23 protein-coding genes are annotated in these 24,230 nt (G+C 68.1%); 13 read left to right on the forward strand and 10 right to left on the reverse strand.

Going from position 1 to position 24,230, the window contains the following annotated elements; genetic code table 11:
- Positions 1-8 precede the first annotated feature (8 nt).
- Both VV02_RS03835 and VV02_RS03840 read right to left on the reverse strand, forming a co-directional pair.
- Positions 9-425, reverse strand: a complete 417-nt coding sequence (locus VV02_RS03835; RefSeq protein ID WP_052589971.1) for a roadblock/LC7 domain-containing protein — start codon at positions 423-425, stop codon at positions 9-11.
- Entirely contained in the window at positions 422-3,361 is a 2,940-nt protein-coding gene (locus VV02_RS03840) for a HAMP domain-containing sensor histidine kinase (RefSeq protein ID WP_052589973.1), read from the reverse strand. Before VV02_RS03840 ends, VV02_RS03835 begins: the two co-directional genes overlap by 4 nt.
- A 319-nt stretch (positions 3,362-3,680) precedes the next feature.
- On the opposite strand from VV02_RS03840, the gene VV02_RS03845 reads away from it, so the two are divergent.
- Positions 3,681-5,378 carry an HAD family acid phosphatase gene (locus tag VV02_RS03845; protein WP_157063262.1) on the forward strand — a complete coding sequence of 566 codons (1,698 nt, stop codon included), beginning with the start codon at positions 3,681-3,683 and terminating at the stop codon, positions 5,376-5,378.
- A gap of 61 nt (positions 5,379-5,439) precedes the next feature.
- Here the strand turns inward: VV02_RS03845 and trxA are convergent, their stop codons facing one another.
- The gene (trxA, locus tag VV02_RS03850) at positions 5,440-5,814 is read right to left on the reverse strand and encodes a thioredoxin (RefSeq protein ID WP_052589976.1); all 375 of its coding nucleotides are present in this window, start codon (positions 5,812-5,814) and stop codon (positions 5,440-5,442) included.
- A gap of 85 nt (positions 5,815-5,899) precedes the next feature.
- Between trxA and VV02_RS03855 the strand changes: the two genes are divergently transcribed.
- From VV02_RS03855 to VV02_RS03865, 3 genes are all read left to right on the forward strand, one after another.
- Positions 5,900-6,631 carry a dienelactone hydrolase family protein gene (locus VV02_RS03855; protein ID WP_052589978.1) on the forward strand — a complete coding sequence of 244 codons (732 nt, stop codon included), beginning with the start codon at positions 5,900-5,902 and terminating at the stop codon, positions 6,629-6,631.
- 53 nt (positions 6,632-6,684) lie between these two features.
- Positions 6,685-7,074 (forward strand): rhodanese-like domain-containing protein, encoded by a 390-nt coding sequence (locus VV02_RS03860; RefSeq protein ID WP_052589980.1) that lies wholly within the window; start codon positions 6,685-6,687, stop codon positions 7,072-7,074.
- 75 nt (positions 7,075-7,149) lie between these two features.
- Positions 7,150-8,058 carry a class I SAM-dependent methyltransferase gene (locus tag VV02_RS03865; protein WP_052589982.1) on the forward strand — a complete coding sequence of 303 codons (909 nt, stop codon included), beginning with the start codon at positions 7,150-7,152 and terminating at the stop codon, positions 8,056-8,058.
- Positions 8,059-8,139: 81 nt separating this feature from the next.
- On the opposite strand, the gene VV02_RS03870 is transcribed toward VV02_RS03865, so the two are convergent.
- Complete coding sequence (locus tag VV02_RS03870; RefSeq protein WP_052589985.1) at positions 8,140-8,856, reverse strand: class I SAM-dependent methyltransferase; 717 nt, start codon at positions 8,854-8,856, stop codon at positions 8,140-8,142.
- A 137-nt stretch (positions 8,857-8,993) separates the two neighbouring features.
- Between VV02_RS03870 and VV02_RS03875 the strand changes: the two genes are divergently transcribed.
- On the forward strand, positions 8,994-9,794 hold the full coding sequence (locus VV02_RS03875; protein ID WP_052589986.1) for a crotonase/enoyl-CoA hydratase family protein: 801 nt from the start codon (positions 8,994-8,996) through the stop codon (positions 9,792-9,794).
- Here VV02_RS03875 and VV02_RS03880 read toward each other — a convergent pair.
- Together VV02_RS03880 and VV02_RS03885 are read right to left on the reverse strand one after the other, a co-directional pair.
- Entirely contained in the window at positions 9,772-10,560 is a 789-nt protein-coding gene (locus tag VV02_RS03880) for a TIGR03619 family F420-dependent LLM class oxidoreductase (protein WP_052596504.1), read from the reverse strand. The genes VV02_RS03875 and VV02_RS03880 overlap by 23 nt on opposite strands.
- Before the next feature lie 385 nt (positions 10,561-10,945).
- Positions 10,946-11,473: a MarR family winged helix-turn-helix transcriptional regulator gene (locus tag VV02_RS03885; RefSeq protein ID WP_052589988.1), complete on the reverse strand. Its 528-nt coding sequence runs from the start codon at positions 11,471-11,473 to the stop codon at positions 10,946-10,948.
- Positions 11,474-11,566: 93 nt separating this feature from the next.
- Between VV02_RS03885 and VV02_RS03890 the strand changes: the two genes are divergently transcribed.
- From VV02_RS03890 to VV02_RS03910, 5 genes are all read left to right on the forward strand, one after another.
- On the forward strand, positions 11,567-12,481 hold the full coding sequence (locus VV02_RS03890; protein WP_218917342.1) for an EamA family transporter: 915 nt from the start codon (positions 11,567-11,569) through the stop codon (positions 12,479-12,481).
- Positions 12,472-13,074 (forward strand): NAD(P)-dependent oxidoreductase, encoded by a 603-nt coding sequence (locus VV02_RS03895; protein ID WP_052589992.1) that lies wholly within the window; start codon positions 12,472-12,474, stop codon positions 13,072-13,074. Before VV02_RS03890 ends, VV02_RS03895 begins: the two co-directional genes overlap by 10 nt.
- Positions 13,075-13,154: 80 nt before the next feature.
- The gene (locus VV02_RS03900) at positions 13,155-13,655 is read left to right on the forward strand and encodes a DUF1453 family protein (protein ID WP_052589994.1); all 501 of its coding nucleotides are present in this window, start codon (positions 13,155-13,157) and stop codon (positions 13,653-13,655) included.
- Positions 13,656-13,710: 55 nt separating this feature from the next.
- Positions 13,711-15,453, forward strand: a complete 1,743-nt coding sequence (locus VV02_RS03905) for a pyruvate dehydrogenase (RefSeq protein ID WP_052589996.1) — start codon at positions 13,711-13,713, stop codon at positions 15,451-15,453.
- Positions 15,454-15,612: 159 nt separating this feature from the next.
- Positions 15,613-15,816: a hypothetical protein gene (locus VV02_RS03910; RefSeq protein ID WP_157063264.1), complete on the forward strand. Its 204-nt coding sequence runs from the start codon at positions 15,613-15,615 to the stop codon at positions 15,814-15,816.
- A 47-nt stretch (positions 15,817-15,863) separates the two neighbouring features.
- On the opposite strand, the gene VV02_RS03915 is transcribed toward VV02_RS03910, so the two are convergent.
- The 3 genes from VV02_RS03915 to VV02_RS03925 all read right to left on the reverse strand — a co-directional run bounded on the left by VV02_RS03915 (position 15,864) and on the right by VV02_RS03925 (position 17,914).
- Positions 15,864-16,835 carry an ArsR/SmtB family transcription factor gene (locus VV02_RS03915; protein WP_052590000.1) on the reverse strand — a complete coding sequence of 324 codons (972 nt, stop codon included), beginning with the start codon at positions 16,833-16,835 and terminating at the stop codon, positions 15,864-15,866.
- A gap of 11 nt (positions 16,836-16,846) precedes the next feature.
- The gene (locus VV02_RS03920) at positions 16,847-17,353 is read right to left on the reverse strand and encodes a hypothetical protein (RefSeq protein ID WP_052590003.1); all 507 of its coding nucleotides are present in this window, start codon (positions 17,351-17,353) and stop codon (positions 16,847-16,849) included.
- A 117-nt stretch (positions 17,354-17,470) separates the two neighbouring features.
- Positions 17,471-17,914 carry an iron chaperone gene (locus VV02_RS03925; protein WP_052590004.1) on the reverse strand — a complete coding sequence of 148 codons (444 nt, stop codon included), beginning with the start codon at positions 17,912-17,914 and terminating at the stop codon, positions 17,471-17,473.
- 173 nt (positions 17,915-18,087) lie between these two features.
- Between VV02_RS03925 and VV02_RS03930 the strand changes: the two genes are divergently transcribed.
- On the forward strand, positions 18,088-19,089 hold the full coding sequence (locus VV02_RS03930) for a beta-ketoacyl-ACP synthase III (RefSeq protein ID WP_342667815.1): 1,002 nt from the start codon (positions 18,088-18,090) through the stop codon (positions 19,087-19,089).
- 137 nt (positions 19,090-19,226) lie between these two features.
- Here VV02_RS03930 and VV02_RS03935 read toward each other — a convergent pair whose 3' ends face one another.
- Entirely contained in the window at positions 19,227-20,141 is a 915-nt protein-coding gene (locus VV02_RS03935; RefSeq protein ID WP_245632988.1) for an endo-beta-N-acetylglucosaminidase H, read from the reverse strand.
- Between the two features lie 276 nt (positions 20,142-20,417).
- On the opposite strand from VV02_RS03935, the gene VV02_RS03940 reads away from it, so the two are divergent.
- Positions 20,418-22,439 (forward strand): phosphocholine-specific phospholipase C, encoded by a 2,022-nt coding sequence (locus tag VV02_RS03940; protein ID WP_052590008.1) that lies wholly within the window; start codon positions 20,418-20,420, stop codon positions 22,437-22,439.
- A gap of 138 nt (positions 22,440-22,577) precedes the next feature.
- Positions 22,578-24,173: a M4 family metallopeptidase gene (locus VV02_RS03945; RefSeq protein ID WP_052590010.1), complete on the forward strand. Its 1,596-nt coding sequence runs from the start codon at positions 22,578-22,580 to the stop codon at positions 24,171-24,173.
- Positions 24,174-24,230 lie beyond the last annotated feature (57 nt).

Consider the following 24,230-nt stretch of genomic DNA (forward strand, 5'->3'; position numbering starts at 1 on the left):
GCGTTCCATCACAAGAGCTGAGGCCCTCGAGCCTCGGCCTGGATCATGCGGCCCACTCGCTCGACGAGGACGGCCATCTCGTAGCCGACCTGGCCGATGTCGGCCGACTCGACGGTGAGCACCGCGAGGTGGGAGCCGTCACCGACGCTCATCAGCAAGAGGTATCCGCGCTGCATCTCGACGATGGACTGCAGCACCGTGCCGCCGTCGAAGAGTCGCGCCGCCCCCGTGGCCAGGCTGGCCAGCCCCGATGAGACCGCGGCCATCTGCTCGGCACGATCGGCGGGAAGGCGCGCACTGCCAGCCATGAGAAGTCCGTCGGCTGACACCAGGACGGCATGCGCTGCCCCGGGGACGTCATCGACGAACTTGGACACGAGCCAGTCGAGGCTGCGCTGCTCAGTCGCGCCGGTGTAGTTGGTCATGCTCGCCCTGTCTGCTCAAAGGATTCGGAACGTGGATCGCTCACAGTGTGGCTCGCCCGGGACCGCCCGCGGCTAACTCCGGCCAGATGTCTGTTGAGTTTGTCCCGGATCGCCTGTGGATCGCGGCTGAGATCGGCTTTGCCGTCCAGCTCGACGCTGCCGGGTACGAGGTACTCGCCGGGGCGGCGACGCGGCAGACCGGACACGGTCGTCTCGGCCGCGGGCGCGATGTCGCTCGCCCGGTCGGCGGCCTGCCAACCCGTGTCGACCTCGGTGGAGGCCCAGGGCAGCGTGCTGGCGGAGTCGTCGTCGGACAGCCACTGCGACTGCATGCTCGCGAAGATCGGGCTGTCCTCGAGCTTGGCCGGAGCCTCATCGGTCGGGAAGTCCTCGATCTCCATCGGCTCGGCCGGCGCGTCGGTCCACGCCTCGGCCGGCGCCGGTGCCGGCACCGCTGCCGGTGCCTCGATGACCTGGCTGCGGGCCGAGAAGAAGGCCGAGGTGTTGGACGGCGAGACGCGGATCTCGGTGTCGTCGTCGGTCCGCGGCAGCAACGGCTCGCTCGGCTTGAACTGGTCCCACTCGAACACGCTCGGGAACCCGTCGGACTCCACATCCGCGCCGGTAGGGCGGGTCGGGAGGCCGCTGGCGCTGGCGTCGGAGGAGCCGAGGACGTCGTACGAGGTGCTGCTCGTGTCGCTCGAGCCGTAGCTCGACGTGCTCCCGAGGTCTGAGCTGCTGCCGAAGTCCGAGGTCCTGTCGAGGTCCGAGGTCCTGCCGAAGTCGTACGACGTCGCACGCTCCGGCTCGGCGTCCCGTTCCGAGATCGGACGGAGGGTCGAGATCGACCCCATCTGGCCGGCGCCGGTGGCGCCCGGTCGCCGCTTGGGCAGACCGGATGACAGCGTCGCGGCCTGCGAGCGGCTCTCCGAGCGAGCGGACGCCAGGCTGGAGCTGGCGCCGGAAGCGCCACTGCTGAGGCTCACGAGGGTGGGGCCGGAACCAACGCTGGCTGCGTCACGGTCGTGGGTCACCGGATCAGTGTCCACGGAGCGCGGGCGCTGCGTGATCGGACCCGTGGGTTCGCGCCGCTCGCGCTGGGTCAGCAGCTCCTCCGGGATGAAGATCGAGGCCGTCGTGCCGCCGTCTTCGTTGCCGTAGAGGCGGACCACGACTTCGTGCGTCGTGCTCAGCCGGCTGACCACGAACAGACCCATGTGACGGGCCGTGTCGGGGGTGACCTCGCCGCCGGACTTCAGTGAGGCGTTGTACTGGTCGATGGTGTCCTGCGCCATGCCGAGACCGGAGTCGTCGACCTCGATGAGCGTGCCGCCATCAGCGGCACGGGCGCCGGTCACCCGGACGTTGGTGTGCGGCGGCGAGTAGGCCAGCGCGTTGTCGATCAGCTCGGCGAACAGGTGGACCATGTCCGAGGCCGCCGAGCCCTTGATCAGCTGGTCGGGCGTCGAGCCCAGCTGCACTCGCTGGTAGTCCTGCACCTCGGAGAGCGCGGCGCGCAGCACGTCCGCGAGCGAGATGTCGCTACCGCTCGTGCTGCGGTTGGGTGCGTCCGCGAGCACGAGAAGGCTCTCGCCGTTGCGGCGCATCCGGGCGGCCAGGTGGTCCAGCTTGAACAGGCTCTCAAGGCGTCGCGGGTCCTCTTCGTCGTTCTCGAGGGACTCGATGAGACCGAGCTGCTGGTTGACCAGCGAGGTGCTGCGGCGCGACATGGTCTCGAACATGTTGCCCACCTGCGTGCGCAGGCGGGCCTGCTCGGAGGCCAGGTGCAGTGCCTGCCGGTGCATGTCATCGACGGCTCGGGCCAGCTGACCCATCTCTTCGTGGGTGTTGACGGGGAGCGGCTCCAGGGCCGGCGGCTCCTTGCCGGAGCGGATCTGCTCGACCGCGGCGGGCAGCCGCTTGTTGGCGATGTCGAGCGCGCCGCGGCGGACCTGGCGGATCGGCTTGATCAGCATGCGGGCGACGAGCAGGCCGAGGGCCAACGCGGCGATCAGCGCGATGATGATGATGGCGGCGTCACGCAGCGCGCTGTCACGTGCGCTCGACTCGCGCTTGCTGCTGGTCGAGGCGACGCCGTTGATCAGGATGTTGGACACCTCTTGGTAGGCGCCGACAGAGGCGTCGACTCCCGGGAGGGTCGTCGCGGGGCTGTCGTCAGCGGCGGCCGCGAGGCGTGCGGAGTTCTGGCGACGCAGGGTGATGACCTGCGGGTCGTTCTCGCCGATGCGAGCGGCGAGGTTGTCGATCGAGCTGGTCTCCTCGCCCATCACGCCGGACAGGGTGACGGTCTCGGCGAGCGACGGGTTGTTGCTGCGGGTCGCGATCATGATGCGCTGCGTCGCGAGCGAGCGGCGACCGGAGAGGAGGTCGGTCAGAGCGGACAGCCGCGTGTCCGGCCGAGGCTGGGTGGCGGAGATGCTGTTGATGACCGCGGTGATGTGGCTACCGACGTCGTCCACCCGCTGCAGGGTGTCGCTCGGCGGGGTGTCGACCGTGATGCCGGTGATGCCGCTGCTCAGCCCGAGCGCGGCTTGGATCTCGCGAGACTGGGCGCTGGTCAGGCTGGCGTTGCCGGCGGCCTTGCCGAGGTCGTCCTTGGCGCGATCGAAGATGGTCCGCTGTCGTTGGACGACGCGGGGCTCGCTGCCGGAGGTGGTGCTCAGCACGGCGAGGTTCTCGCTGGAGGCGAGGTAGCGCAGGGCGGGATCCAGCACGCTGACCTGTGACTTGGCCTCGGAGTAGCGGCTGGAGTCGGCCAGCTCGGACCGCACGCGCAGTCCGCCGAAGATGGCGGCGAGCAGCACGGGGATGAGAAGGACGATGGCCACCTTGCGACGCAGTGACCACTCAGCGAGGTTCAGCCAGGAGGCAGGGCTTGGCGCCCGGCGTCGACTGTTCGACTCGGATTCGTTCACGCCTGGACTTCCCTTCGTGGCCGCGACGACCCTGGGGGGTGGCCGTCAATGCCGCTGTGAGATGGTCACGGGTTAAAGCCCGATCGCAGTGAACAAGGTATGCGCTCGCTTGTTCTTTGACCAAATGAACGTCAAGGGATGGTCAAGGAGGCGTGTGTACCTCGCTCTCCGGTGAGCCGCCATCCATGGTCTCTCGTCTGCGGCGCTCGCGTGGCGATTTGCCAAGAGTTGGACAACAGACCTGGTTCTGCCATGTCACCTGGATAGGTCGTCAATGTGCAGTAGCGTCGTCGGGCTGACCCCGAACCTGGAGGCGTCCATGAACACCCGGTCCCCATCCCGCGTCCGCCGCGGAACGCTTGCTGCGGGAGTGATCCTCACCGCCGTGGCCGTGCCGGCCGCGCTCACCATGCCGGCGTACGCCGGTCCTCAGGCTGCGCACGACGATCACGGCACGAGTCGGGCGGCTCTGACTCGAGCCGCGAGCGGAACCGACCGCCTGCTGGAGCCGCGCAGCCGTTTCACGATGGCAGCCGACGGGTCCAGCGGTACCCGACCGGACGGCGCGGGCGTCCCGAATATTGACTCGGTGAAGTCCACGATTCGGACGTACTACGCCGCGGACGCGACCGGAATCGCCGACAAGACGACCTCGCCCTACATCTCCGAGCTGGGCGGCGTGCTGGGCAAGCAGGCCACTCAGCTCAAGGGCCTCTACAACCAGGCGAAGCGCAGCGGCAAGAAGCCCGCGATCGTCCTCGATGCCGACGACACCACGCTGTGGACGTACGACATGGAAGACAACGCGATGCACTTCAACTTCGACCCGGTCCTGCAGGACGTGTGGGTGCAGGGGCAGAAGTTCCCCGCCACGCCGGGCATGGTCCAGTTCGTGGCGGCGGCGCAGAAGGCCGGCTTCGCGATCTTCGGTCTGACCGGGCGCAACGACGACCAGAAGGTCGCGACGGTCGCCAACCTCGGCAAGGTCGGCTACACCGCGTTCAACACCGACAACTTCTTCACCAAGTGGACGGGCAAGGGCGACAGCCAGCAGCCGTCGTACATCACCTGCGCGACCGCGAAGTGCACGACGGTCGAGTACAAGGCGGGCACCCGCAAGCACATCGAGTCGCTCGGCTACGACATCGCGCTCAACGTCGGCGACCAGTGGTCAGACCTGCAGGGCGGCTACGCCGACCACACCCTCAAGCTGCCCAACCCGACCTACTACCTGCCCTCGCCCAACCTTGCCGGTGTCGAGGAGCCGAAGCTCGCGCCGCGCACCCGCTTCACCATGAAGCCGGATGGCTCGAGCGGCAAAACCGTTGGTGGTGAAGGGATCCCGAACATCGACTCGGTGAAGTCGACGATCCGCACCTACTACGGAGCGGACGCGACCGGGATCGCCAACAAGACCAGCTCGCCCTACATCACCGAGCTGGGCCGACTGACCGGTGCGATCACTCCGGCGCTGCGCGCATCGTGCGCGGTGGCCAGTCGTCTGGGGGTCAAGCCCGCGATCGTCCTCGATGCCGACGACACCACGCTGTGGACGTACGACATGGAAGACAACGCGATGCACTTCAACTTCGACCCGGTCCTGCAGGACGCGTGGGTGCAGGGGCAGAAGTTCCCCGCGACGCCGGGCATGGTCGCCCTCGTCAACGCGGCGCAGAAGTCGGGCTGCACGCTGATCGGTCTGACCGGCCGCAACGACGACCAGAAGGCCGCGACGATCGGCAACCTCGCCAAGGTGGGCTACACCGGCTTCACCAACCCGAACTACTACACGAAGTGGACGGGCAAGGGCGACAGCCAGCAGCCGTCGTACATCACCTGCGCGGCCGCGAAGTGCACCACGATCGAGTACAAGTCGCAGACCCGCGCGCATGTGCAGACCAAGGCCGGCGGTGGCTACACGATCTTGGCCAACTTCGGTGACCAGTTCAGCGACCTCAAGGGCGGCCACGCCATCGTGCCGATCAAGCTGCCCAACCCGACCTACTACCTGCCCTGATCCCGGGACGACGAAGGCCCGCACACCCTGGGGGTGTGCGGGCCAACGCGCGCGGTCAGGATCAGCTGTCGCTGCTCTGCTCCTGCTCGGCGATCTTGCGCCGTACGTCGTCCATGTCGAGGTCGCGGACCTGCTGGATCAGGTCGGACAGCATCGGCGCGGGCATGGCGCCCGGCTGGCCGTGCAGCAGCACGCCGTCACGGAACGCCATCACGGTCGGGATGGAGGAGATGTTGAGCGCCCCCGCGAGCTCCTGCTGGGCGTCGGTGTCGACCTTGCCGAACACGATGTCCTCGTGCTCGGCCGAGGCCGCTTCGTAGACCGGCCCGAACTGCTTGCACGGGCCGCACCAGTCGGCCCAGAAGTCGATGAGGACGATGCCTCCGTCCTCGACGGTCTTCTGGAAGTTGTCGGCGGTCAGAGTCTGCGTAGCCATGTCAGTCCTAGATCGGGTGCGATTCCGTACGTTCCAACGTCCTGGCGCGCGGAAGATTCCATCGGCCTACGGCAGGCTGACCGCCATGAGCCTGCTCGCCAGCTGGACCCAGGGGTCGCACACCGCCGACGGTCGCACCTTCGACACCTACCGCAAGGGGTCCGGCCCCGGAGTCGTGATCATCCACGAGATCCCAGGGATGACGCCTGAGGTGATCGGGTTCAGCGAGGAGGTCGTCGCGGCGGGCTACACCGTGGTCATGCCCAACCTGTTCGGCACCCCAGAGGGCGGCGACTCCGCCACACAGTCGCTCAAGGTCGTCGGAAAGGTATGCGTATCAAGGGAATTCGCGACCTTCGCGACGGGCCGTACGACTCCTGTCGCGGGCTGGCTCCGGTCCGTGGCACGTGAGCTGCACGCCGAGCTCGGTGGGCCTGGCGTGGGCGCTCTCGGGATGTGCTTCACGGGTGGTTTCGCGCTCGCGATGATGGTCGACGAGGCCGTCGCGGCTCCGGTGGTCGCCCAACCCGCGGCGCCGTTCCCGGTCACGCCGGCGCTGGGTGCCGACGTCAACCTGAGCCCGGCCGATCTGGCGGCGGTCAAGGCGCGCGTCGCCGGAGGGTGTCCCGTGCTTGGGCTGCGCTACGCAAAGGACCCAGCCGTGGGCACGCGTTTCGAGACGCTGACCCGCGAGCTGGGAGAGGGCTTCATCCGCGTGGAGTTCCCGGGCAAGGGCCACTCGACCGTGACGCGGGACCGGCAGCAGGAGGCCGTGGATCGCATCCTCGCCTTCTTCGCGGAACGGCTCCGGGTGTGACACCCGTCTAGTCATGCATGGACATAACTTCCGATTACCCGTTTAATAACGCCATGTCGGGTACGACGATCGCTCACGTCCGCTGGGAGACCTCGCTGTTCGCAGGGGGCCTCGAGGGATGTCCTGAGCCCACCCCCGCGGTGGGGCCGGGCTGGGTGAGCCCGCGGGCGGCGTACCAGGACGCCCTCTACGGTCGCGCGACGCTCGTCGATGTCCGTCCGCATCGCGCCCGGAGCACGGTCGTACACCCGGGTCTCGAACCGCGGGACGTCACGGACCTGGACCAGCACAGCGGTCCGGTGATCTTGGTCGGGGGCGCCGGCGGTGAGGCGGCCACGGTGGCGGTGGCCCTGCTGCGACGCGGCATGCCGCGGGTCTCGGTGTTGTCGGGAGGCTTTGCCGGATGGCTCGCGGAAGGTCTGCCCACACAGGCTCGCGTGTGAACTGAGTCACATCCGACCAGGTCGGTCGAGGTCGCGATTACACGAATCCAGTTACTGTTGCCATGATCGACGCCCATGGACAGTAACGTCGCCGCCATGGCCACGGCGCAGGACCTCTTGAAGGCACAGACACCTACTGATCTCGACTCGATCAAGGGGTGGTTCTTCTCCAGTGACAGACGCATGTTCGCGTGGCTGCTGCAGCACCAGACCGACCAGGGCGAGCGCGGTGAGCTCGTCGAGCTGGGCTGCTATCTCGGCAAGAGCGCGGTGCTGATCGGTGACTTCGTCGGCGCTGATGAGACCTTCACGGTCCTGGACCTGTTCGAGTCCGCGGCTCCCGACGCCGAGAACACTCGCGAGATGTCACTGTCCTACTCGACGCTCGCCGAGGACGCGTTCAAGGACAACTACCGCAAGTTCCACGCCGACCTGCCTGAGGTCGTCAAGGGGCCGTCCTCCGAGATCGTCGACCACGTCAAGCCGGGTTCCTGCCGGTTCATCCACGTCGATGCCTCGCACCTCTACGAGCACGTCGCGATCGACGTCGACTCCGCGCGTTCGCTGCTCTCCGAGAACGGCGTCGTCGCCTTCGACGACTACCGCTCCGAGCACTGCCCGGGCGTCGCTGCTGCGGTCTGGGAGGCGGTCTTCGCCAAGGGCCTCAAGCCGATCTGCGTCACCGAGTCCAAGCTCTACGGCACCTGGGGCGACCCCGAGCCGCTGCGCGAGGCGATCCAGGCCTGGCTGACCAAGGACCCGCTCGGCTTCGTCGAGACCCACTACATCGCCGACCAGCCGGTGCTGCGCACCAAGATCCAGCTGCCGCGTCCGCCGGCGGCGAAGTCGACTCCGAAGCCCGCGGTCGTTGCCGCGGTCTCGCCGACGCACCCGCCGCGCACCGGCGTACGCAAGATGGCCAAGGACTGGCTGCCGGACAGCGTGCACCGCGCGATCTCCGACCAGCTGCAGAAGCGCCGCTGACCTTCCGCGCGATGAGGGGTGCTGGCTGCGGCCGGCACCCCTTACTCGTGAGGTCGGTCGGTCACTCGTGAGCGCGGTCGGTCAGCCGCGCGCGTCGGCGGCGCGCCGCAGCACCAGCACCGTGTCCTGCGTGGCGCGACGGCCGGCCATCAGCCGTTTGTGCTCGCGGACCTCGAAGCCGAAGCGTGCGAACTCCTGCGCGAAGTCCCACGGATAGCGGTGGCGACCGAGCACGGCCGGCTCGTCGATCGTGACCACCGTCCGGGCGAGGCGCGCGATCGTGCCGAACAGGTGGGCGCTGTCGGGGTGCGTGTGCTGCAGGGTGCGGACCGCTACGACCAGCGGATAGCTGTCATCGGCCATCCCGGCGAGCACTGTCTCGGCCGGTCCGACCAGCACGTCGACATCGCGCAGCTGCGGGTACTTCTTGCGCATCATCTGCACGGCGAGCGGGTTGATCTCGACGCCGGTGACGTTGCTGAAACCGGCGTCGACGAGAGCCGCGAGCGTCGCACCCAGCCCGGAGCCGATCTCGAGCACGGGCTCGCCCCGGTCGTAGTTGTCCTCGAGGCTGCTGATGATGGCCTGCACCGAGGCGCTGGCGTAAGGGCCCGGCGCCAGGGCTTCCGAGGACTCGGTCCAGAACTTGCGCTGTCGCTCCAGGGGCCGCATCGCCGGCTTGCGGGTCAGCAGCGGAGCCGCCGCCGGCACCTTGTCCGTCAGTCGGTCGCGCAGGGGCCGGAGTCGATCCTTGGCCTCGTCAGCGGCCTTGTCGAAGGACCTGCGCAGATCAGCCATACCGGCCAGTCAACGGCACGGCGAGGGTGGCTGGCAACCAAGTCCGGGAATGGTGATGTACACCGCTCGACAAGTAGCTCCGGACTGGCTTGTGGCGGGTCGCTCGCGAGGGCGTACCGACGAGTAACCTGGCGCCTATGGCGTACCTCACCACCACCATCGATGACGGCGTCGCCCAGGTGCGCCTCAACCGGCCGGACAAGCTGAACGCGCTCACGCTCCCGGCTCTGGACGAGCTGGCCGCGCAGGCTCGTGAGCTGCGACGGGACCGCACCTTGCGCGCGGTGATCCTCAGCGGCGAGGGGCGGTCGTTCTGCGCCGGACTCGACTTCGGCTCGGTCGCCAAGGACGGCCCGGTGCAGGTTGCCCGGCGATTCGTGCCCCGCCCCTGGCTCGGCACCAACCCGTTCCAGGAGGCGGCCTGGGCCTGGCGTCGGCTGCCGGTCCCGGTGATCGCCGTGGTCCAGGGGCACTGCTTCGGCGGTGGGCTGCAGCTCGCGCTCGGCGCGGACTTCCGGTTCACGACGGCCGACGCCGAGTGGTCGGTGCTGGAGGGCAAGTGGGGCCTGATCCCTGACATGTCCGGCGTCCGGTCGCTCGCGCAGCTGGTCGGTCTCGACACCGCCAAGCGACTCACGATGACGGCCGAGATCATCTCCGGTGAGGAGGCCGTACGCCTGGGCCTGGCCACCGCGGTCAGCACCGATCCGTACGCCGACGCTGAGGCTCTCGCCGCGCAGCTCGCCCAGCGTTCACCGGACGCGGTGGCCGCCGCCAAGCGACTGTTCAACTCGCGGTGGTCGTCCTCGCCGCGGCGCACGTTCGCGCGAGAGCGGTTCGAGCAGGCGATCCTGCTCGCGGCGCCCAACACCGCGATCATCCGCAAGGCGAGTGCCGGCGACGGGGCTCCCCGTTTTAAGCGCCGTCTGATCCGCTGAGGCCGAAACGCTTCGCGAACTCGCCCATCCGCGACTCGAAGCCGTCGACCTCACCGAACGCGACGGCCAGCTCGTCGGCACCGGCTTCGCGCCACTGCTCGACCTCGTCGGCGTCGGTCCACTCGATGCGGGCGCCGATCGCGACGGGCCGGTCAGTCAGGGCGCGGAGCTTCGCTGCGCTGGTCGTGAACTCCGCCGGTCGGTAGCCCACGCCCTGCCACGCGTCACCGAAGCGGGCGACCCGACGCAGGGCCGCACCGGAACGGCCACCCACCATGATGCGTACACCGATCGGACGAGGCTCGAACACGCCGTCGCCCGGTCCGCGGCCCGTCGTGAACAGCTGGTGGATCAGCTCCAGCGACTGGTCGGCGCGCGCCCCGCGGTCGCTGAACGTGGCGCCCACGCTGTCGTACTCCGGCTCGTTCCAACCGACTCCGACGCCGAGAGTCACTCGCCCGGCAGACAATCGATCCAGCGTGGCGACCTGCTTGGCGAGCAGGATCGGCTCGCGTAGCGGCAGGATCAGCACCGACGTCCCGAGCCGGATAGTCGAGGTCTGCGACGCGATGTGGGCGAGCGTGATCAGCGGTTCGTAGACGCCGCCGAACGGTTTGGGCGGCGGGCCGTACTCGCCGGGCGGCAGCAGGTGGTCGGGCAGGTAGGCAGTCTCGAAGCCCAGTCGTTCTGCAGCAACGGCGATCTCGGTGATCCGACCCGGAGGCACCTCGGTCGACTCGTTCGGCAGGATCATCTGGAAGCGCATGCGCCCAACGTACGCATCGCCGGTCGTGTCGACGCCGGCCCCCATCGTGAGTGCGCGCGGAGGGCTCTGAGGCGCACTCGGGCGAAGCGCAGTTGGTCTAGTCGTTCAGGGGCGGCCGATGTCTGGTGGTGCGTGGACTGTGCACTGCCCCGCGTCCTGGGGCAGTGCACAGTGTGCAACGACCCGTGTTCGCTGGCGCGTGCCCCACGTGATGGGGCACCTCCGCTGGTTGAGCCGACACCTCCGCCGGTTGGGCGGGGCGAGCGCCCTGGCTCGAGCACGAGCCGAAACCCGTTGAGCCGCAGGGAGACTCAGCGTTCGCGGTCGCCGAGTCTCGATACACCTCCGCTGGCGCTCCGGCTACTCGACCAGCCGCGCTGTCGGCTCAACCAGCGGTGTCGCCCGGCTCGGCCAGTGGGGGAGCGTCGTCGAGGCTCACGATCAGTGCGCGGAGCAGGGTGGCGAGCTCCTTCTGCTGGCGCCCGCTGAGACCGGCGAGGATGCGGTGCTCGTTGTCGACATGGACAGCGACCGCTTTGTCGATCAGTGTGCGTCCAGCCGGAGTGAGCGCGATCAGGACCGTACGCCGGTTGGCCGGGTCGACATCGCGCGTCACGTAGTCCTTCGCGATGAGGCGATCGATCCGGTTGGTGATCGCGCCGGACGTCACCATCGCCGAACGAGCCAGCGCGCCCGCGGTCATTCCGCTCGGAGGCCCGGCCCGGCGCAGCGTCGCCATGATGTCGAACTCGCCGCGCTGCAGCCCGAACTCGGAGAACACTCGCTGCAGCTCGACGTCGGCGGTGCGCGACGCGCGGGACAGCCGTCCGATCACACCCATGGGGGAGGCGTCGAGGTCGGGCCGCGCCTCAGCCCACTGCTCGAGGATCAGGTCGACCGCATCGCGCGCCATCAGAACTCCTCAACGTTGAACTGTTTGACGTGAAGGTATCACCCGAGCTAATCTCATGAACGTTGAACTGTTCAACGTTGAGAGGTTGGCATCGTGTCCATCGCATCCCGCACCGCGTTCACGGCAATCGCACCCATCTCCTGGGGCACGACCTACCTCGTCACCTCCGAGTGGCTGCCGCCGGACCGCCCGCTCCTCTCCGGAGTCCTCCGCGCCCTCCCGGCCGGCCTGGTCGCGATCGCCATCGGCCGGCGACTCCCGCGCGGCTCGTGGTGGTGGCGAGCTGCCGTCCTCGGCACTCTCAACATCGGTGCGTTCTTCGCCCTGCTGTTCCTGGCGGCGTACCGGCTACCCGGCGGAGTCGCGGCCACGCTCGGCGCCGTCGGACCCCTCGCGACCGCCGGCTTCGCGCTCGCGCTGCTGGGCGAGCGACCGACGCGTTGGCGTCTGGGCTGGGCGATGGTCGGCATCGTGGGCGTCGCGCTGATGGTGCTGCGACCGGGCGCCCAGTTCGACGCCCTGGGGATCGCAGCCGGTCTGATCGGTCCGTTCTTGATGAGCGCCGGCGTCGTGCTCACCCGGCGGTGGGGCCGCCCGGCCGGCGTCGGCCCGGTGCCCTTCGCGGGCTGGCAGCTCACGGCCGGCGGACTGTTCCTGCTGCCGATCGCTCTCATCGTCGAGGGCGCACCTCCGCACCTGTCGATGTCCGCAGTCGGTGGGTACGCCTGGCTCGGCGTGGTCGGCACCCTCCTGGCGTACGCCCTCTGGTTCCGGGGCATCGGTGAGCTGCCGGTCGTTGCCGTGTCCTTCCTCGGGCTGCTCTCACCGGTCGTCGCCACCGGCATCGGCTGGATCGTGCTCGGCCAGAGCCTGACCGGCCTGCAGACCGTCGGCTTCGCGCTCGCGCTACTGGCCGTGCTCGCCGCCCAGATCCCGCGGACCCACCGCGCCGCTGTCCGCACCCCCGCACCCCCACCCGTTCTCGTCAAGGAGTCCTCATGCGCATAGTCGTCATCGGAGCAGCAGGCAACGTCGGGAGCCGCGTCGTGGCGGAGGCCTTACGCCGAGGTCACCAGGTCACCGCCCTCACCGCAGACGACGTCGACGCGACCGACACCGAAGAAGTCGCCCGATTGATCGCCGGCCACGACGCCGGCGTCGGCGCGACCCGGCCCACGCCTGGCAACGAGCAGTCGGCGCCCGGGGTCACCCGGTCGTTGCTCGACGCGCACGCCGCGGCGGGCGTGCGATTCCTGATGGTCGGTGGCGCGGGCAGCCTGCGCGTCCCCGACGCCCCGGACCGCCTTGTCGCCGACGACCCGCGCTGGGTGCCGGCTGAGATCGCTGACCTGGCACGTACGGGTGCCGAGCAGCTCGCCGTCTGCCGAGAGCACGGCGGTGCCGACTGGACCTACGTCACGCCGTCGGCGCTGATGGAGCCCGGCCTCCGCACCGGCGACTACGCCGTCGGGCACGACCAGCTGCTGGTGGACGACGCCGGCCGGTCGTACGTGTCGATGGAGGACATGGCCGTCGCTGTCGTTGACGAGATCGAGCAGCCGGCACACCGGCGTACGCGCTTCACCGTGGCCTCGGCCTGACCATCCATGTGTCATCTGTCATGGGTGGGTCGTGACAGTCGAGCCAGGTTCGATGGCCGCATTCGCCGGAGGCTAAAGACATGCAGACAGCCTTCAACATCATCGCCGCCGCCCTCGTCCTCCTCTTCATCCTCAACCGCCAGCTCAAGCCACGCGCCATCCGCGAAGACCGTCCCTACCGCCAGATGCTGATCCTCGGAGCCATCGGCTTCTACCAGCTGGGTTCGTACGACGAGGCCGCCTCGGTCTCGACCACCGCCTGGGTGCTGCTCGCCGTGAGCTTCGTCGTAGGTGTCGCGTTCGCGCTGGTGCGCGGCACGCAGGTGCACGTCTGGCGAGAGGGTGGCGTCCTGATGCGCCAGGGCAACGCCGTCACCATCGCGCTGTGGGTCGTGTCCATCGCCGTGCACATCGGCATCGACGTCCTGATCGGCGGGACCGGTTCTGCCGCAGAGGGACTCGGCACGACGAGCATCCTCGCCTACCTCGCTGCGGTGCTCGCCGTCCAGCAGTTCGTCACCCTCCGTCGCGCCGAGGCGCTCGCCGACCGCGGTGTGACGCAGCCAATGGTGAACGCCTGATCCGTCCGGTCTAGCGTGGACAGGGCCTCGCGTCGTCCCGTCGAAGGAGTGCCCAGTGAAGCTCGCCGACCAGATCGTCCAGCAGCTGCGTGATGCGGGAGTGCGCCGCATCTACGGGATCGTCGGCGACAGTCTCAACCCGGTGGTCGACGCAGTTCGTCGCACGGGTGGCACCGCAGAAGGCGGCATCGACTGGATCCATGTCCGGCACGAGGAGTCCGCGGCGTTCGCGGCCGGCGCGGACGCCCAGGTCACTGGTGAGCTCGTCGCCTGCGCGGGCTCGTGCGGACCTGGCAACCTGCACCTCATCAACGGTCTGTACGACGCCAACCGCTCCGGTGCTCCGGTCGTTGCGATCGCCAGCCACATCCCCAGCAGCCAGATCGGGCAGGGCTACTTCCAGGAGACCCACCCGGACCGCCTCTTCACCGAGTGCTCGGTCTACTCCGAGCTGATCTCGACGCCTGAGCAGTCGCCGCGCGTCGTCGCGGCCGCCATCCGGCACGCGGTGTCCGCCCCGGGTGTCGCGGTGATCACCTTGCCGGGCGACATCGCCGACATGGAGACCAAGATCGAGGCGCCGGCGTACGTGCCCGTCAAACCCGGTGTGCTGCAACCGGATTCGTCGTCGGTCGAGGCGCTCGCCGCGGCGATCAACGAGGTCGAGAAGGTCGCACTCTTCGTCGGCGCGGGTGTCGCCGGCGCCCACGACGAGGTACTCGAGCTGGCCGAACTGATCGGTGCTCCGATCGGCCACTCGCTCCGGGGCAAGGAGCACATCCAGTACGACAACCCGCTCGACGTCGGAATGACCGGACTGCTCGGATACGGCGCTGCTGCAGCCGGACTCGACGGTGCCGAGCTGCTCATCATGCTCGGCACGGACTTCCCCTACGACCAGTTCCTGCCCGACGTACGCACCGCTCAGGTCGACCGTGACGCGACAGTCATCGGTCGGCGTACGTCCGTCGACCTCCCGATCCACGGTGACGTACGGCCGACGCTGCAAGCGTTGATTCCTTTGGTGGAGGCGAAGAAGAGCCGCAAGTTCCTGGAGCAGACGCTCAAGAAGCACGACAAGCTGATGAACAAGGCGGTCGGCGCGTACACCAAGAATGTCGAGCACAAAGAGCCGATCCACCCCGAGTACGCCGCCTCGATCCTCGACGGCGTAGCCGCGCCGGACGCGATCTTCACGGCCGACACGGGCATGTGCAACGTCTGGACCGCTCGCTATATCAACCCGTTCGGCACGCGACGGCTCATCGGCTCATTCCTGCACGGGTCAATGGCCAACGCGTTGCCACAAGCGATCGGCGCGCAGCTGGCCTATCCCGACCGGCAGGTCGTCTCGGTCTCCGGTGACGGCGGCCTGTCGATGCTGCTCGGCGAGATGCTGACAGTGGCGGCGTACGAATTGCCTTTGAACGTTGTGGTGTTCAACAACTCCACGCTCGGCATGGTCAAGCTCGAGATGCTGGTCGACAAGCTGCCGGACTTCGGGGTGGACGTACCGTCGGTGGACTACGCGGCCATCGCAGCCGCAATGGGTTGGTACTCCGTGCGGGTGACCGATCCGCGTCAGCTCGAGGGCGCGCTGGGGGAGGCGCTGGCCCAGAAGGGTCCGACTCTGGTCGACGTGGTCACTGATCCGCTCGCGCTGTCGATCCCGCCCAAGATCTCCTCGTCGCAGGTATTCGGATTCGCGACGGCCATGAGCAAGATCGTGCTCAACGGTGGTGCCGGCGAGGCCGTCTCGATGGCGCGTTCAAACCTGCGCAACATTCCCCGCGGCTGATCAAACGCGCTCACGCGGCGTGCAGGCCATTGAGTCCTGTAGAAAACGTGACCATTTGACGAAAGATCCCAAACCTTTCCAATGCATCGCCCAGGGGCACCGTTTGGTGTCATGTGTCAGGTATCGCAACGATGCGACCGCACACAGTGGGAAGTGACCATGACGAGATCCCCTCAGGCAGAGCGGCTCAGCGCACGTGACCTTGTTGTGGGCCTGATCGAGATACAGGATCAGTTCACCGACGAGGGCTCGGACAATCTGCAACAGCGGGCTGCATGGCGCCGCGAGGAGGAGATCATCCGCGAGCTGCGTGCCCGCGCCGTCCACCACGAGCAGAGGACCTGCGGCCCACAAGCCTCGTGAGCTGATCCTCCGACACGACGGGCGGGCACTGCCCGTCGTGCGACCCGTCAGCGTGCCTGAGCGGCGTCGATGTCGAGCAGCAGGTCCGCGCGCTCCGTACGGGCGTACAGGACGCGCCGTCCATCGCGCCTCGACGTGCACAGACCCGCCGACACCAGCACCGCCAGGTGCTGACTGACCGTGCCCGCGCTCAAGCCGACCGCGGTCGCGAGTGCGGTGGTCGTACGCGGGATGTCCAGCTGGGCGAGGATCGCCGCCCGCGAGGTGCCGATGAGCGCGTCGATCCCGCCGACGATCGTCTCGACCGGCCGTTCCCACAGCTGGCCGGCGCCGCGGGCGGCGTAGGCGATCACTGGCGGCGTCGACGTGTCCGCGAGCATCACGGTCGGGCCGCGGAACACCAGCGGCACCAACCACAGGCCTGCACACGCCGACGGCAGTCGAATGTGGCTGTCCGCCAACGCGATTCGCAGACCGCTGCCGGTCCAAGCGATGCTGTCGTGCAGCTCGTCGAGGGCTCGCTCGAGTCCTTCCGACGCGAGCGCGACCGAGCGATGGGCGATGTCGGCGCCGACGATCGCCTCCAGCCGCGGCCAGAGGGGTTCGAGGACGGACTGCCAGTACGCCGCCATGGCAGCCGCCGTGCGCTCGGCGAGCTCGCGACCGGTCATCCGTGCGGCACGCGATCCCGGCAACAGCTCGCGCAGCGCGCGCACGTCGGACTCCAGCACCTCATCGGGGGTGTCAGCGAGGCGCTCGAACTGATCCAGCGGGTGACCTGCTCGGGCCGTGGGGGTCGGCCCGAGCAGGTCCGGGGTGAAGTGCTCCGGACTGGTGAGCTCGAGAAGGAGGTCGAGATCGAAGTCCGGATCACTCGGGATTCGCGGCCGCAGGTGGCGGTGCAGCTGAAAGTGCTGCCGGTGGTTGATCAGGCTGAGGCTGGAGGTCGTCTCCCACACCGCGTCGCTGGTGAACCGCACCCGTGCGAGGTCGGTCGCCGTCAGCTCCAGCTCGATCATCGTCCGCTCCTTCAGGCGTTGCCCACATGCTCCTCGAGCAGCGTGCCCTGGTCCATGATCGACAGCCAGCGGCCGCCCTTGTACTCGTACGTCACACTCGTCACCGCGGTGAACCAGTAGTCGAGGTGCGGCAGGGCGTACTTGGTGTTGTAGACGATGAACGCCGTGCGGCAGCCGTCGACCTTGCGGGTGATCTCGGTCCACGACCACACGGAGTTCTTGGCTTCGAAGCGCGGCTTGGCGGCCGCGAGGACTGCGGCCTTCCCGATGCGCACGCGGCCGTCGGCGACGATCGTCACCGTTCCCTCGTCGTGGCCGGCGGCGAAGGTCTTGAAGTCGAAGTCGCGGAACGACTCCATGTCGGCGCGCTGTGCCTGGTCGAAGCGATGGGCGCAGGTACGCGCCTGACCGGGCTGCGTCGTACCGCCGGACCCCGTCGCGGACGCAGTCGCGGGTACGGCGAGCGCCACGGCTGAGGCGACGAGGGCGATCGTGCGGGCGGTCTGTCTACTGGTCATCGAGGCTCCCCTTTTCAGTTGGCTCACCCCGGATGGGCGGGCCGCCGCACCGGAGCCTCCGCTCACGGCCGATCGGCCCGCCACGTTTTGCCTGAGCCCAAATCCTCGAGGCAGCGGTCAGGAGACTGCAGCCGTCACCAGCTCGGCGATCTTCCGCTCCACGGCGGTGCTCCAGACGGATAGCGCGTACGCCGTCGGCCACAGGTCGCCGTCGTCGAGGTTCGCGGCATCCTGGAACTCGAGGGTCGAGTAGCGGGTGTTGAACTTGCCCGAGTTCTTGAAGCAGACGACGACCTTGCCGGCCGCGTTGGCGTACGCCGGCATCCCGTACCAGGTCTTCGGCGACAGCTGCGGGGCGCTGGCGGCCACGGTGGCATGGACACGCTCTGCGAGCGAGCGATCCGCCGCCGACATCGAGGCGATCGCATCGAGGACCGCCTGGAGGTCGTCGGCCTTCTTGGTGCCGCTCTTGCCTGCGGCGCGTAGCTCGGCCGCACGCCGCTTCATCGCGGCGCGCTCTGCGGGGGTGAAGCCGGTGGACTCGGAGGTGTTTGCGGACATGGGTCACGCTTCCTTTCGATGGACGGTCTCCCTCCTGGTACGTACGACGGCGACGAAACTCATCGCTCCGTGAGCAGGTGGTTACGCGATCGACAGTTGGCGTTACTGGTGAGTCGGGCATTTGATGGGCAGGCGCATGGGACCCGTGGGCACCGTCGAGCTGGAGGCTGCAGTTGCCCACTCTCATCCGAACCGCCGAACCCGTCGCCGCCAGCGCGATGCTGGGCCTGGGCGTCTACCGGCCCGAGCGCGTGGTGACCAACGAGGAGATCTGCCAGCACATCGACTCCACGGACGAGTGGATCCAGTCGCGCTCAGGCATCAAGAACCGGCGCTTCGCCGCCGAGGGCGAGACCGTCATCGACATGAGCGTCGCCGCCGCACGCAAGGCGCTCGACGCCTCGGGCATCGAGGCCGACCAGCTCGACTGCGTCATCGTGGCCACCCTGACCCACACCCAGCACACACCGGCTGCCGCGCCGCGCGTCGCGGACCGGCTCGGTTCGTCGGCAGCGGCGTTCGACCTGTCCGCTGCCTGCGCCGGGTTCTGCCACGGACTCGCGCTCGCCTCGGACATGGTGCGCGGCGGGACGGCGGCGTACGTCCTCGTCGTCGGCGCCGAGCGCATGAGTCAGATCGTCGATCCGACGGACCGAGGCACGGCGTTCATCTTCGGCGACGGCGCCGGAGCCGTCGTGGTGGGACGTGCGGACGTCGCCGGGATCGGGCCGGTGGCCTGGGGATCCGATGGTTCACAGCACGACGTGATCGCCCAGCACCCGGAGTGCGATCTCGTCCATGAGGGCCCGAAGCCGGTGCTGCACATGGAGGGGACCGCGGTGTTCCGATGGGCGGCATTCTCGATGGGCAAGGTGGCACAGGAAGCGTTGGACCTGGCAGGGGTCGACGTCGAGAATCTCGACGCGTTCGTCCCGCACCAGGCCAACCTGCGCATCGTCGACATGCTGACCAAGTCGTTGAACGTCCCTGAGCACGTGCCGGTCGCCCGCGACATCATCGACAGCGGCAACACCTCCGCCGCCTCGATCCCGCTGGCGATGGACACGATGCTCCGCAATGGCGAGGCCAAGCCGGGGGACACCGCGCTGCTCATCGGATTCGGCGCCGGGCTCAGCTATGCCGGGCAGGTCGTCGCCCTGCCGGCGTTCGCCTGACCTCACATCGCCGGTCGAGTAGGGCGAGCCCCCAGGGCGAGCCCGTATCGAGACCAGCCGCACGCGGTCGCCAGGTCTCGATACGGCCCTCCGCTAGTGCTCCGGACCTACTCGACCAGCGGGGCGGTGGCGCTTGGCTAGGGCGTGTAGACCGCGTCCTTGCCGTACAGCTCCCGGGTGAACCCTGAGATGTAGCCGCTGGTGTCGCCGCCGCCGAGGTTGTAGGTCAGGTAGACGCCGTACCCCTCGCTGACCGTCTGCCGCGCGAGATCGGTCGCGGTGCCGGCACCGGTGTTGCGGATGTCGACCGCCGCAGGCGAGAGCCGGTCCTTGCCGAGCGAGACGGCGGGCGGTGACCACGTGCCGTACATCGCGTTCCAGGAGTAGTCGAGCTTTGCGCCGGCGTCCACACCGTCGTACGTCAGTCGCGACGAGGCGGGGCCGTAGAAGTAGAACGTGATCAGCTTGTCGGGCATCTGGTCCCGCAGCGCTGAGACGAGGTAGACGAACGAGCTGTCGTTGGGCTGACCGGTCCCGTTGGTGCCGTAGTCGGCGTACTCGTCGTCGAAGTCGATGCCGTCGAGCCCGTATTTGCTGACCGTGTCGGACAGCTGTGTGGCAAAGGCTGCCGCGGCCGCCTGCGACGGGAAGTTGGAGAACCCGGCGCCCTCGTGGTTGCCGAGGACGGAGAGTACGACTTTGATCCCCTTCTCCTGCAGCGGCCGGATCTGGGTGTCGGCGTTGTCGAGCACGTTCTGCACGTTGTCGTTGAAGTGCAGGTAGGCGTTGGTGCCGTCGTAGTTGATGTTGGCGGCGAAGATCACGGCGATGTCGAAGACGTTCTCGCCGCTGTCCTTCAGCGTGTACTTGCCGACATTGAGCATGCTGTCGTTGTTGACCTCGACGTAGGCAACGGACAGCGGACCGTCCTTGGCTACCTTGCCGGCGGCAGCCGCTGACGTGGTCGGCGCGGCAAAGGCCGTGGCCAGCGCGGTCAACATGGCCATCAGGACCGACGCGATGACGGTCATCCGGCTGCGTCGACCGCGCATCGGGGTCCTCCGAGAACCGAATCTGGGCATCCTGGATCAGCTCCTCGCTGAGTGCGGACATGCGTGAAATACGGAGATTCAGACGGTCCGGGCCCGGTTCTCAGCAGGCTAGCGGACCGGGGAGGACCGGTTGCTAAAGCGGTTCAGGAACTTTGCCGGACGGCGTTCCGGCCGGGATCGCGAGCGGCGGGCCAATTTTTGGTCAAGAGTCTTGGTCGTACGACCGGTGCGTGGGAGCGTGAGGGCACTGACCTGTATGTACATCTGGGAGTCTTCATGGTTGAGCAAGGCCAGTCTGCGCTGTCACGACGACGTTTCCTCGCGGGTACCGGTGCTGCTGTGGCCACGACCGCGCTGCCCGGACTCCTCGAGGAGGCAGCCGCGGTCGCGCCCGCTGGTCCGGACCTGTCCGCGGTCGAGCACGTGGTGTTCTTCATGCAGGAGAACCGGTCGTTCGATCACTACCTTGGGGCGTTGCAGGGAGTTCGTGGGTTCGGTGACCGTACGCCGGTGCGGCTGCCCAACGGGTACTCGGCCTTCCATCAGCCCAACGTGCTCAACATCGGGCACACGCTGCCGTTCCACCTCGACACCGGGACAACGGCCGCTACCTGTATGAACGCGCCACCGATGTCGTACCCAGAGGACCTGAAGGCCTTCAACTCGGGGAAGTTCGACGGGTGGATCCGCGACCGGGACTTCGTCGGCTCGGTCGGCAGCTTCCTGTCCCAGACGGGCATGGGCCACTTCGAGCGTCCGGACCTGCCGTTCTACTACGCCCTGGCCGACGCGTTCACCGTGTGTGACAACTACTTCTGCTCCACCCTGACGCAGACCAACCCCAACCGGCTGATGTTCTTCACCGGCTCCAACGGTGCATCGGTCGGCCGGTCGGCTGTGCTGGACAACACCGTTCCCGACGCCGGCTTCACGTGGACGACGTACGCCGAGCGCCTGGAGCAGGCGGGTGTCAGCTGGAAGGTCTACCAAGAGGCGGACAACTTCAACGACAACGCGCTCGCCTGGTTCGCACCCTTCAAGAAGGCGAAGAAGGGAGATCCGTTGTGGGACAAGGGAATGGCCACGGTGGACAGTCTCGAGGATGCCTTCGGCGCTGACATCGAGAGCGGTGACCTTCCGCAGGTCTCGTGGATCGTGGCCTCGGAGTGGTTGTCCGAGCACGCGAACGCCAAACCGGCGTACGGCGAGGACCTCACGGCGCGTCTGCTGCAGAAGCTCTGGGCCAACCCGGACGTGTGGTCCAAGACGGTGTTCGTCCTCAACTACGACGAGAACGGTGGCTTCTTCGACCACCTTCCCTCGCCGGTGCCGCCCTCGGATCTCGTGGAAGGGCTGAGCACGGTCAGCACCGCCGGGGAAGTGGTCGACGGCAAGCCGATCGGCCCGGGGTTCCGGGTCCCGATGATGGTGATCTCGCCCTGGAGCACGGGCGGGTGGGTCTGCTCGGAGCTGATGGACCACACCTCGACACTGCGGTTCCTGGAGAAGCGGTTCGAGATCGCCGAGCCCAACATCAGTGCCTGGCGCAGATCGGTGTCCGGTGACCTGACCTCGGCGTTCGACTTCCGACGGTCCAACACAGATGTTCCTCCGATGCCTGACACCTCAGGACGGCCCGCGCAGGCTGACGCGCAGTGCTCGGGCTACCTGCCGCCGACACCGCCGCTGTTCCCCAAGCTGCCCGCTCAGGAGCCGGGTCGGCGCAGGGCGCGTGCCCTGCCGTACGCCTTCGAAGCGTCCGCCCGGGCGGACGCCAAGGCCGGCCGGTTGTGGATCGACATGACCAACACCGGCAAGACCGGCGTGGTGCTGCGTGTCTGTCCGGCGCGGTTTCGTTCGGACGGACCCTGGACCTACACCATCGGGGCCGGCAAGCAGCTCACCGACTTCTGGACCACGCCCGGCGGTTACGACCTTGCCGTCAACGGCCCGAACGGCTTCCTGCGCTGGCTCGAGGGAGACCTGGCCAAGGAGACCGCGCCGGGTGCGGCCCACCCCAATGCGACCCTTCGCTACGACGCCAGACGGGCCGCAGTCGTGCTCGACATGGTCAACTCAGGTGACGCCGCCTGCACGTTCACGGTGTACACCGAACGCGGGCTGAAGAGTCCGCCGACGGCTTACACGGTTGCTGCGGGCGCACGCGCGAGCCACGCCTTCCCGATCGCCACGGACCACCACTGGTACGACGTGAGCGCGAAGGCCGACAACGGCAGTGGTTTCGTCCGACGCTTCGCCGGTCACATCGAGACGGGCGCGCCAAGCCGTTCGGAGTAGGGGCCGGACGCTCGTTCCGGGCGGATCGGCTGCCGAAAGCCGCCGACGCCGCGCCCCCAAACCAAAGCAACTGCTCAGTAACCTTCGAGAACCCTGTGAGCGAGGCCCGCTGGGGTCTCTCCTGAACGGAGCACACCGATGAGCAAGAAGGTTCTCTTCGCGGCGGCCGCAACAGCGGCCTTGACCACGTCAGCACTCGGTTTGAACGGCGCGTCGGCAGCGAGCCGGACCAGCGCCGACACCCCACAGCCTTCGAAGCAGGCTGCGGTTCAGCGCGCGACGTCCTCGATCGGCGCGCACCGCGCGGCGCTCCGGGCGACGTCGGACGACACGTTCACGGCGCGCGACGTCGTCGTCGACGCGGATGGTTCGAGCCACGTCCGGATGGACCGTACGGTCGGCGGCCTCAAGGTGCTCGGCGGCGACACCGTCGTTCACACCGATGGTCGCGGTGCCTGGCGAGGCGCCAGCCTGACGCTGAAGTCCCCGGTGACCATCAGCCGTACGCCGCGCCTCACCGCAGCGAGCGCCAAGGCCAAGGCTCCGGCCCTGGCCAAGGCGTCCAAGCCGACTCTCGTCATCGAGGCTCGCCAGGGTGCGCCCCGGCTGGCCTACCTGTTCACGGTCGGCGGCGTGCAGGAGGACGGCACACCCAGCCGCATCGCGACGACCGTTGACGCCAACACGGGCCGAGTTCTGTTGCGAGAGCAGCAGATTCACACCGCAGAAGGCGACGGCAAGAGCCTCTACCGCGGCACGGTGCCCGTGCAGTCGAGTGCTACCTCCAGTGGCTTCGAGCTCAAGGACACCACGCGCGGCAACGCCCTCACGAAGGACGTCAACGGCGGCACCGACCTGCCGCTGCTGTGCCCGCTGCTGAGCATCGGCTGCGCGACGGGCCCGACCTTCACCGACGCCGACAACCACTGGGGCACCGGGACGACCGCCGACCGCGCGAGTGCGGCAGTCGACGTACAGTTCGGCACCGCAGCCACCTGGGACTACTACAAGCAGGAGCACGGCCGCAACGGAATCTTCAACGATGGCAAGGGTGTTCCGAGCCGCGTGCACTACGGCAACGCCTATGTGAACGCGTTCTGGGATGGCAAGCAGATGACCTACGGCGACGGCGACAACAAGGTCGCGGGCCCGCTGGTGTCACTCGATGTCGCGGCTCACGAGATGTCGCACGGCGTGATGTCGGCGACCGCGAATCTGACCTACTCGGGCGAGTCCGGTGGTCTCAACGAGTCGAGCAGCGACATCTTCGGCGCGCTCGTCGAGAACAAGAACTCCAACGCGGACGACCCGGGTGACTGGTTCGTCGGCGAGGAGATCGTCAAGGACCGGCCGGCGCTGCGCTTCATGGACAAGCCGAGCAAGGACGGTCAGTCGCCCGACTGCTACATCTCGGGCATCGGCGACCTCGACGTGCACTACTCGTCGGGTGTGGGCAACCACTTCGCCTACCTCCTGGCCAACGGCAGCGGCGCGAAGATCATCAACGGTGTGCAGCACAACTCGCCGACCTGCAACGGCTCCGCGGTGACCGGCATCGGCAACGAGAAGCTCGGCAAGATCTGGTACCGCGCGATCTCGGTCTACATGACGTCGAGCACCAACTACGTCGGTGCGCGCACGGCAACGCTGAGCGCCGCCAAGGATCTGTACGGCGCGAGCTCGCCCGAGTCCAGTGCGGTCGCCGCCGCCTGGTCCGCAGTCGGCGTCGCCTGACCCAATCGCTGGTCGAGTAGCCGGAGCGTTAGCGGAGGCGTATCGAGACCAGGTGCC

The organism is Luteipulveratus mongoliensis, from assembly GCF_001190945.1.
Classification (GTDB): Bacteria; Actinomycetota; Actinomycetes; order Actinomycetales; family Dermatophilaceae; genus Luteipulveratus; species Luteipulveratus mongoliensis.

Coding starts and splice junctions, on each gene's coding strand:
- VV02_RS03835 (WP_052589971.1), bottom strand. CDS start 425: ATGACCAACTACACCGGCGCGACTGAGCAGCGCAGCCTCGACTGGCTC.
- VV02_RS03845 (WP_157063262.1), top strand. CDS start 3,681: ATGAACACCCGGTCCCCATCCCGCGTCCGCCGCGGAACGCTTGCTGCG.
- trxA (WP_052589976.1), bottom strand. CDS start 5,814: ATGGCTACGCAGACTCTGACCGCCGACAACTTCCAGAAGACCGTCGAG.
- VV02_RS03855 (WP_052589978.1), top strand. CDS start 5,900: ATGAGCCTGCTCGCCAGCTGGACCCAGGGGTCGCACACCGCCGACGGT.
- VV02_RS03860 (WP_052589980.1), top strand. CDS start 6,685: ATGTCGGGTACGACGATCGCTCACGTCCGCTGGGAGACCTCGCTGTTC.
- VV02_RS03865 (WP_052589982.1), top strand. CDS start 7,150: ATGGACAGTAACGTCGCCGCCATGGCCACGGCGCAGGACCTCTTGAAG.
- VV02_RS03870 (WP_052589985.1), bottom strand. CDS start 8,856: ATGGCTGATCTGCGCAGGTCCTTCGACAAGGCCGCTGACGAGGCCAAG.
- VV02_RS03875 (WP_052589986.1), top strand. CDS start 8,994: ATGGCGTACCTCACCACCACCATCGATGACGGCGTCGCCCAGGTGCGC.
- VV02_RS03880 (WP_052596504.1), bottom strand. CDS start 10,560: ATGCGCTTCCAGATGATCCTGCCGAACGAGTCGACCGAGGTGCCTCCG.
- VV02_RS03885 (WP_052589988.1), bottom strand. CDS start 11,473: ATGGCGCGCGATGCGGTCGACCTGATCCTCGAGCAGTGGGCTGAGGCG.
- VV02_RS03895 (WP_052589992.1), top strand. CDS start 12,472: ATGCGCATAGTCGTCATCGGAGCAGCAGGCAACGTCGGGAGCCGCGTC.
- VV02_RS03900 (WP_052589994.1), top strand. CDS start 13,155: ATGCAGACAGCCTTCAACATCATCGCCGCCGCCCTCGTCCTCCTCTTC.
- VV02_RS03910 (WP_157063264.1), top strand. CDS start 15,613: ATGACGAGATCCCCTCAGGCAGAGCGGCTCAGCGCACGTGACCTTGTT.
- VV02_RS03915 (WP_052590000.1), bottom strand. CDS start 16,835: ATGATCGAGCTGGAGCTGACGGCGACCGACCTCGCACGGGTGCGGTTC.
- VV02_RS03920 (WP_052590003.1), bottom strand. CDS start 17,353: ATGACCAGTAGACAGACCGCCCGCACGATCGCCCTCGTCGCCTCAGCC.
- VV02_RS03925 (WP_052590004.1), bottom strand. CDS start 17,914: ATGTCCGCAAACACCTCCGAGTCCACCGGCTTCACCCCCGCAGAGCGC.
- VV02_RS03935 (WP_245632988.1), bottom strand. CDS start 20,141: ATGCGCGGTCGACGCAGCCGGATGACCGTCATCGCGTCGGTCCTGATG.
- VV02_RS03940 (WP_052590008.1), top strand. CDS start 20,418: ATGGTTGAGCAAGGCCAGTCTGCGCTGTCACGACGACGTTTCCTCGCG.
- VV02_RS03945 (WP_052590010.1), top strand. CDS start 22,578: ATGAGCAAGAAGGTTCTCTTCGCGGCGGCCGCAACAGCGGCCTTGACC.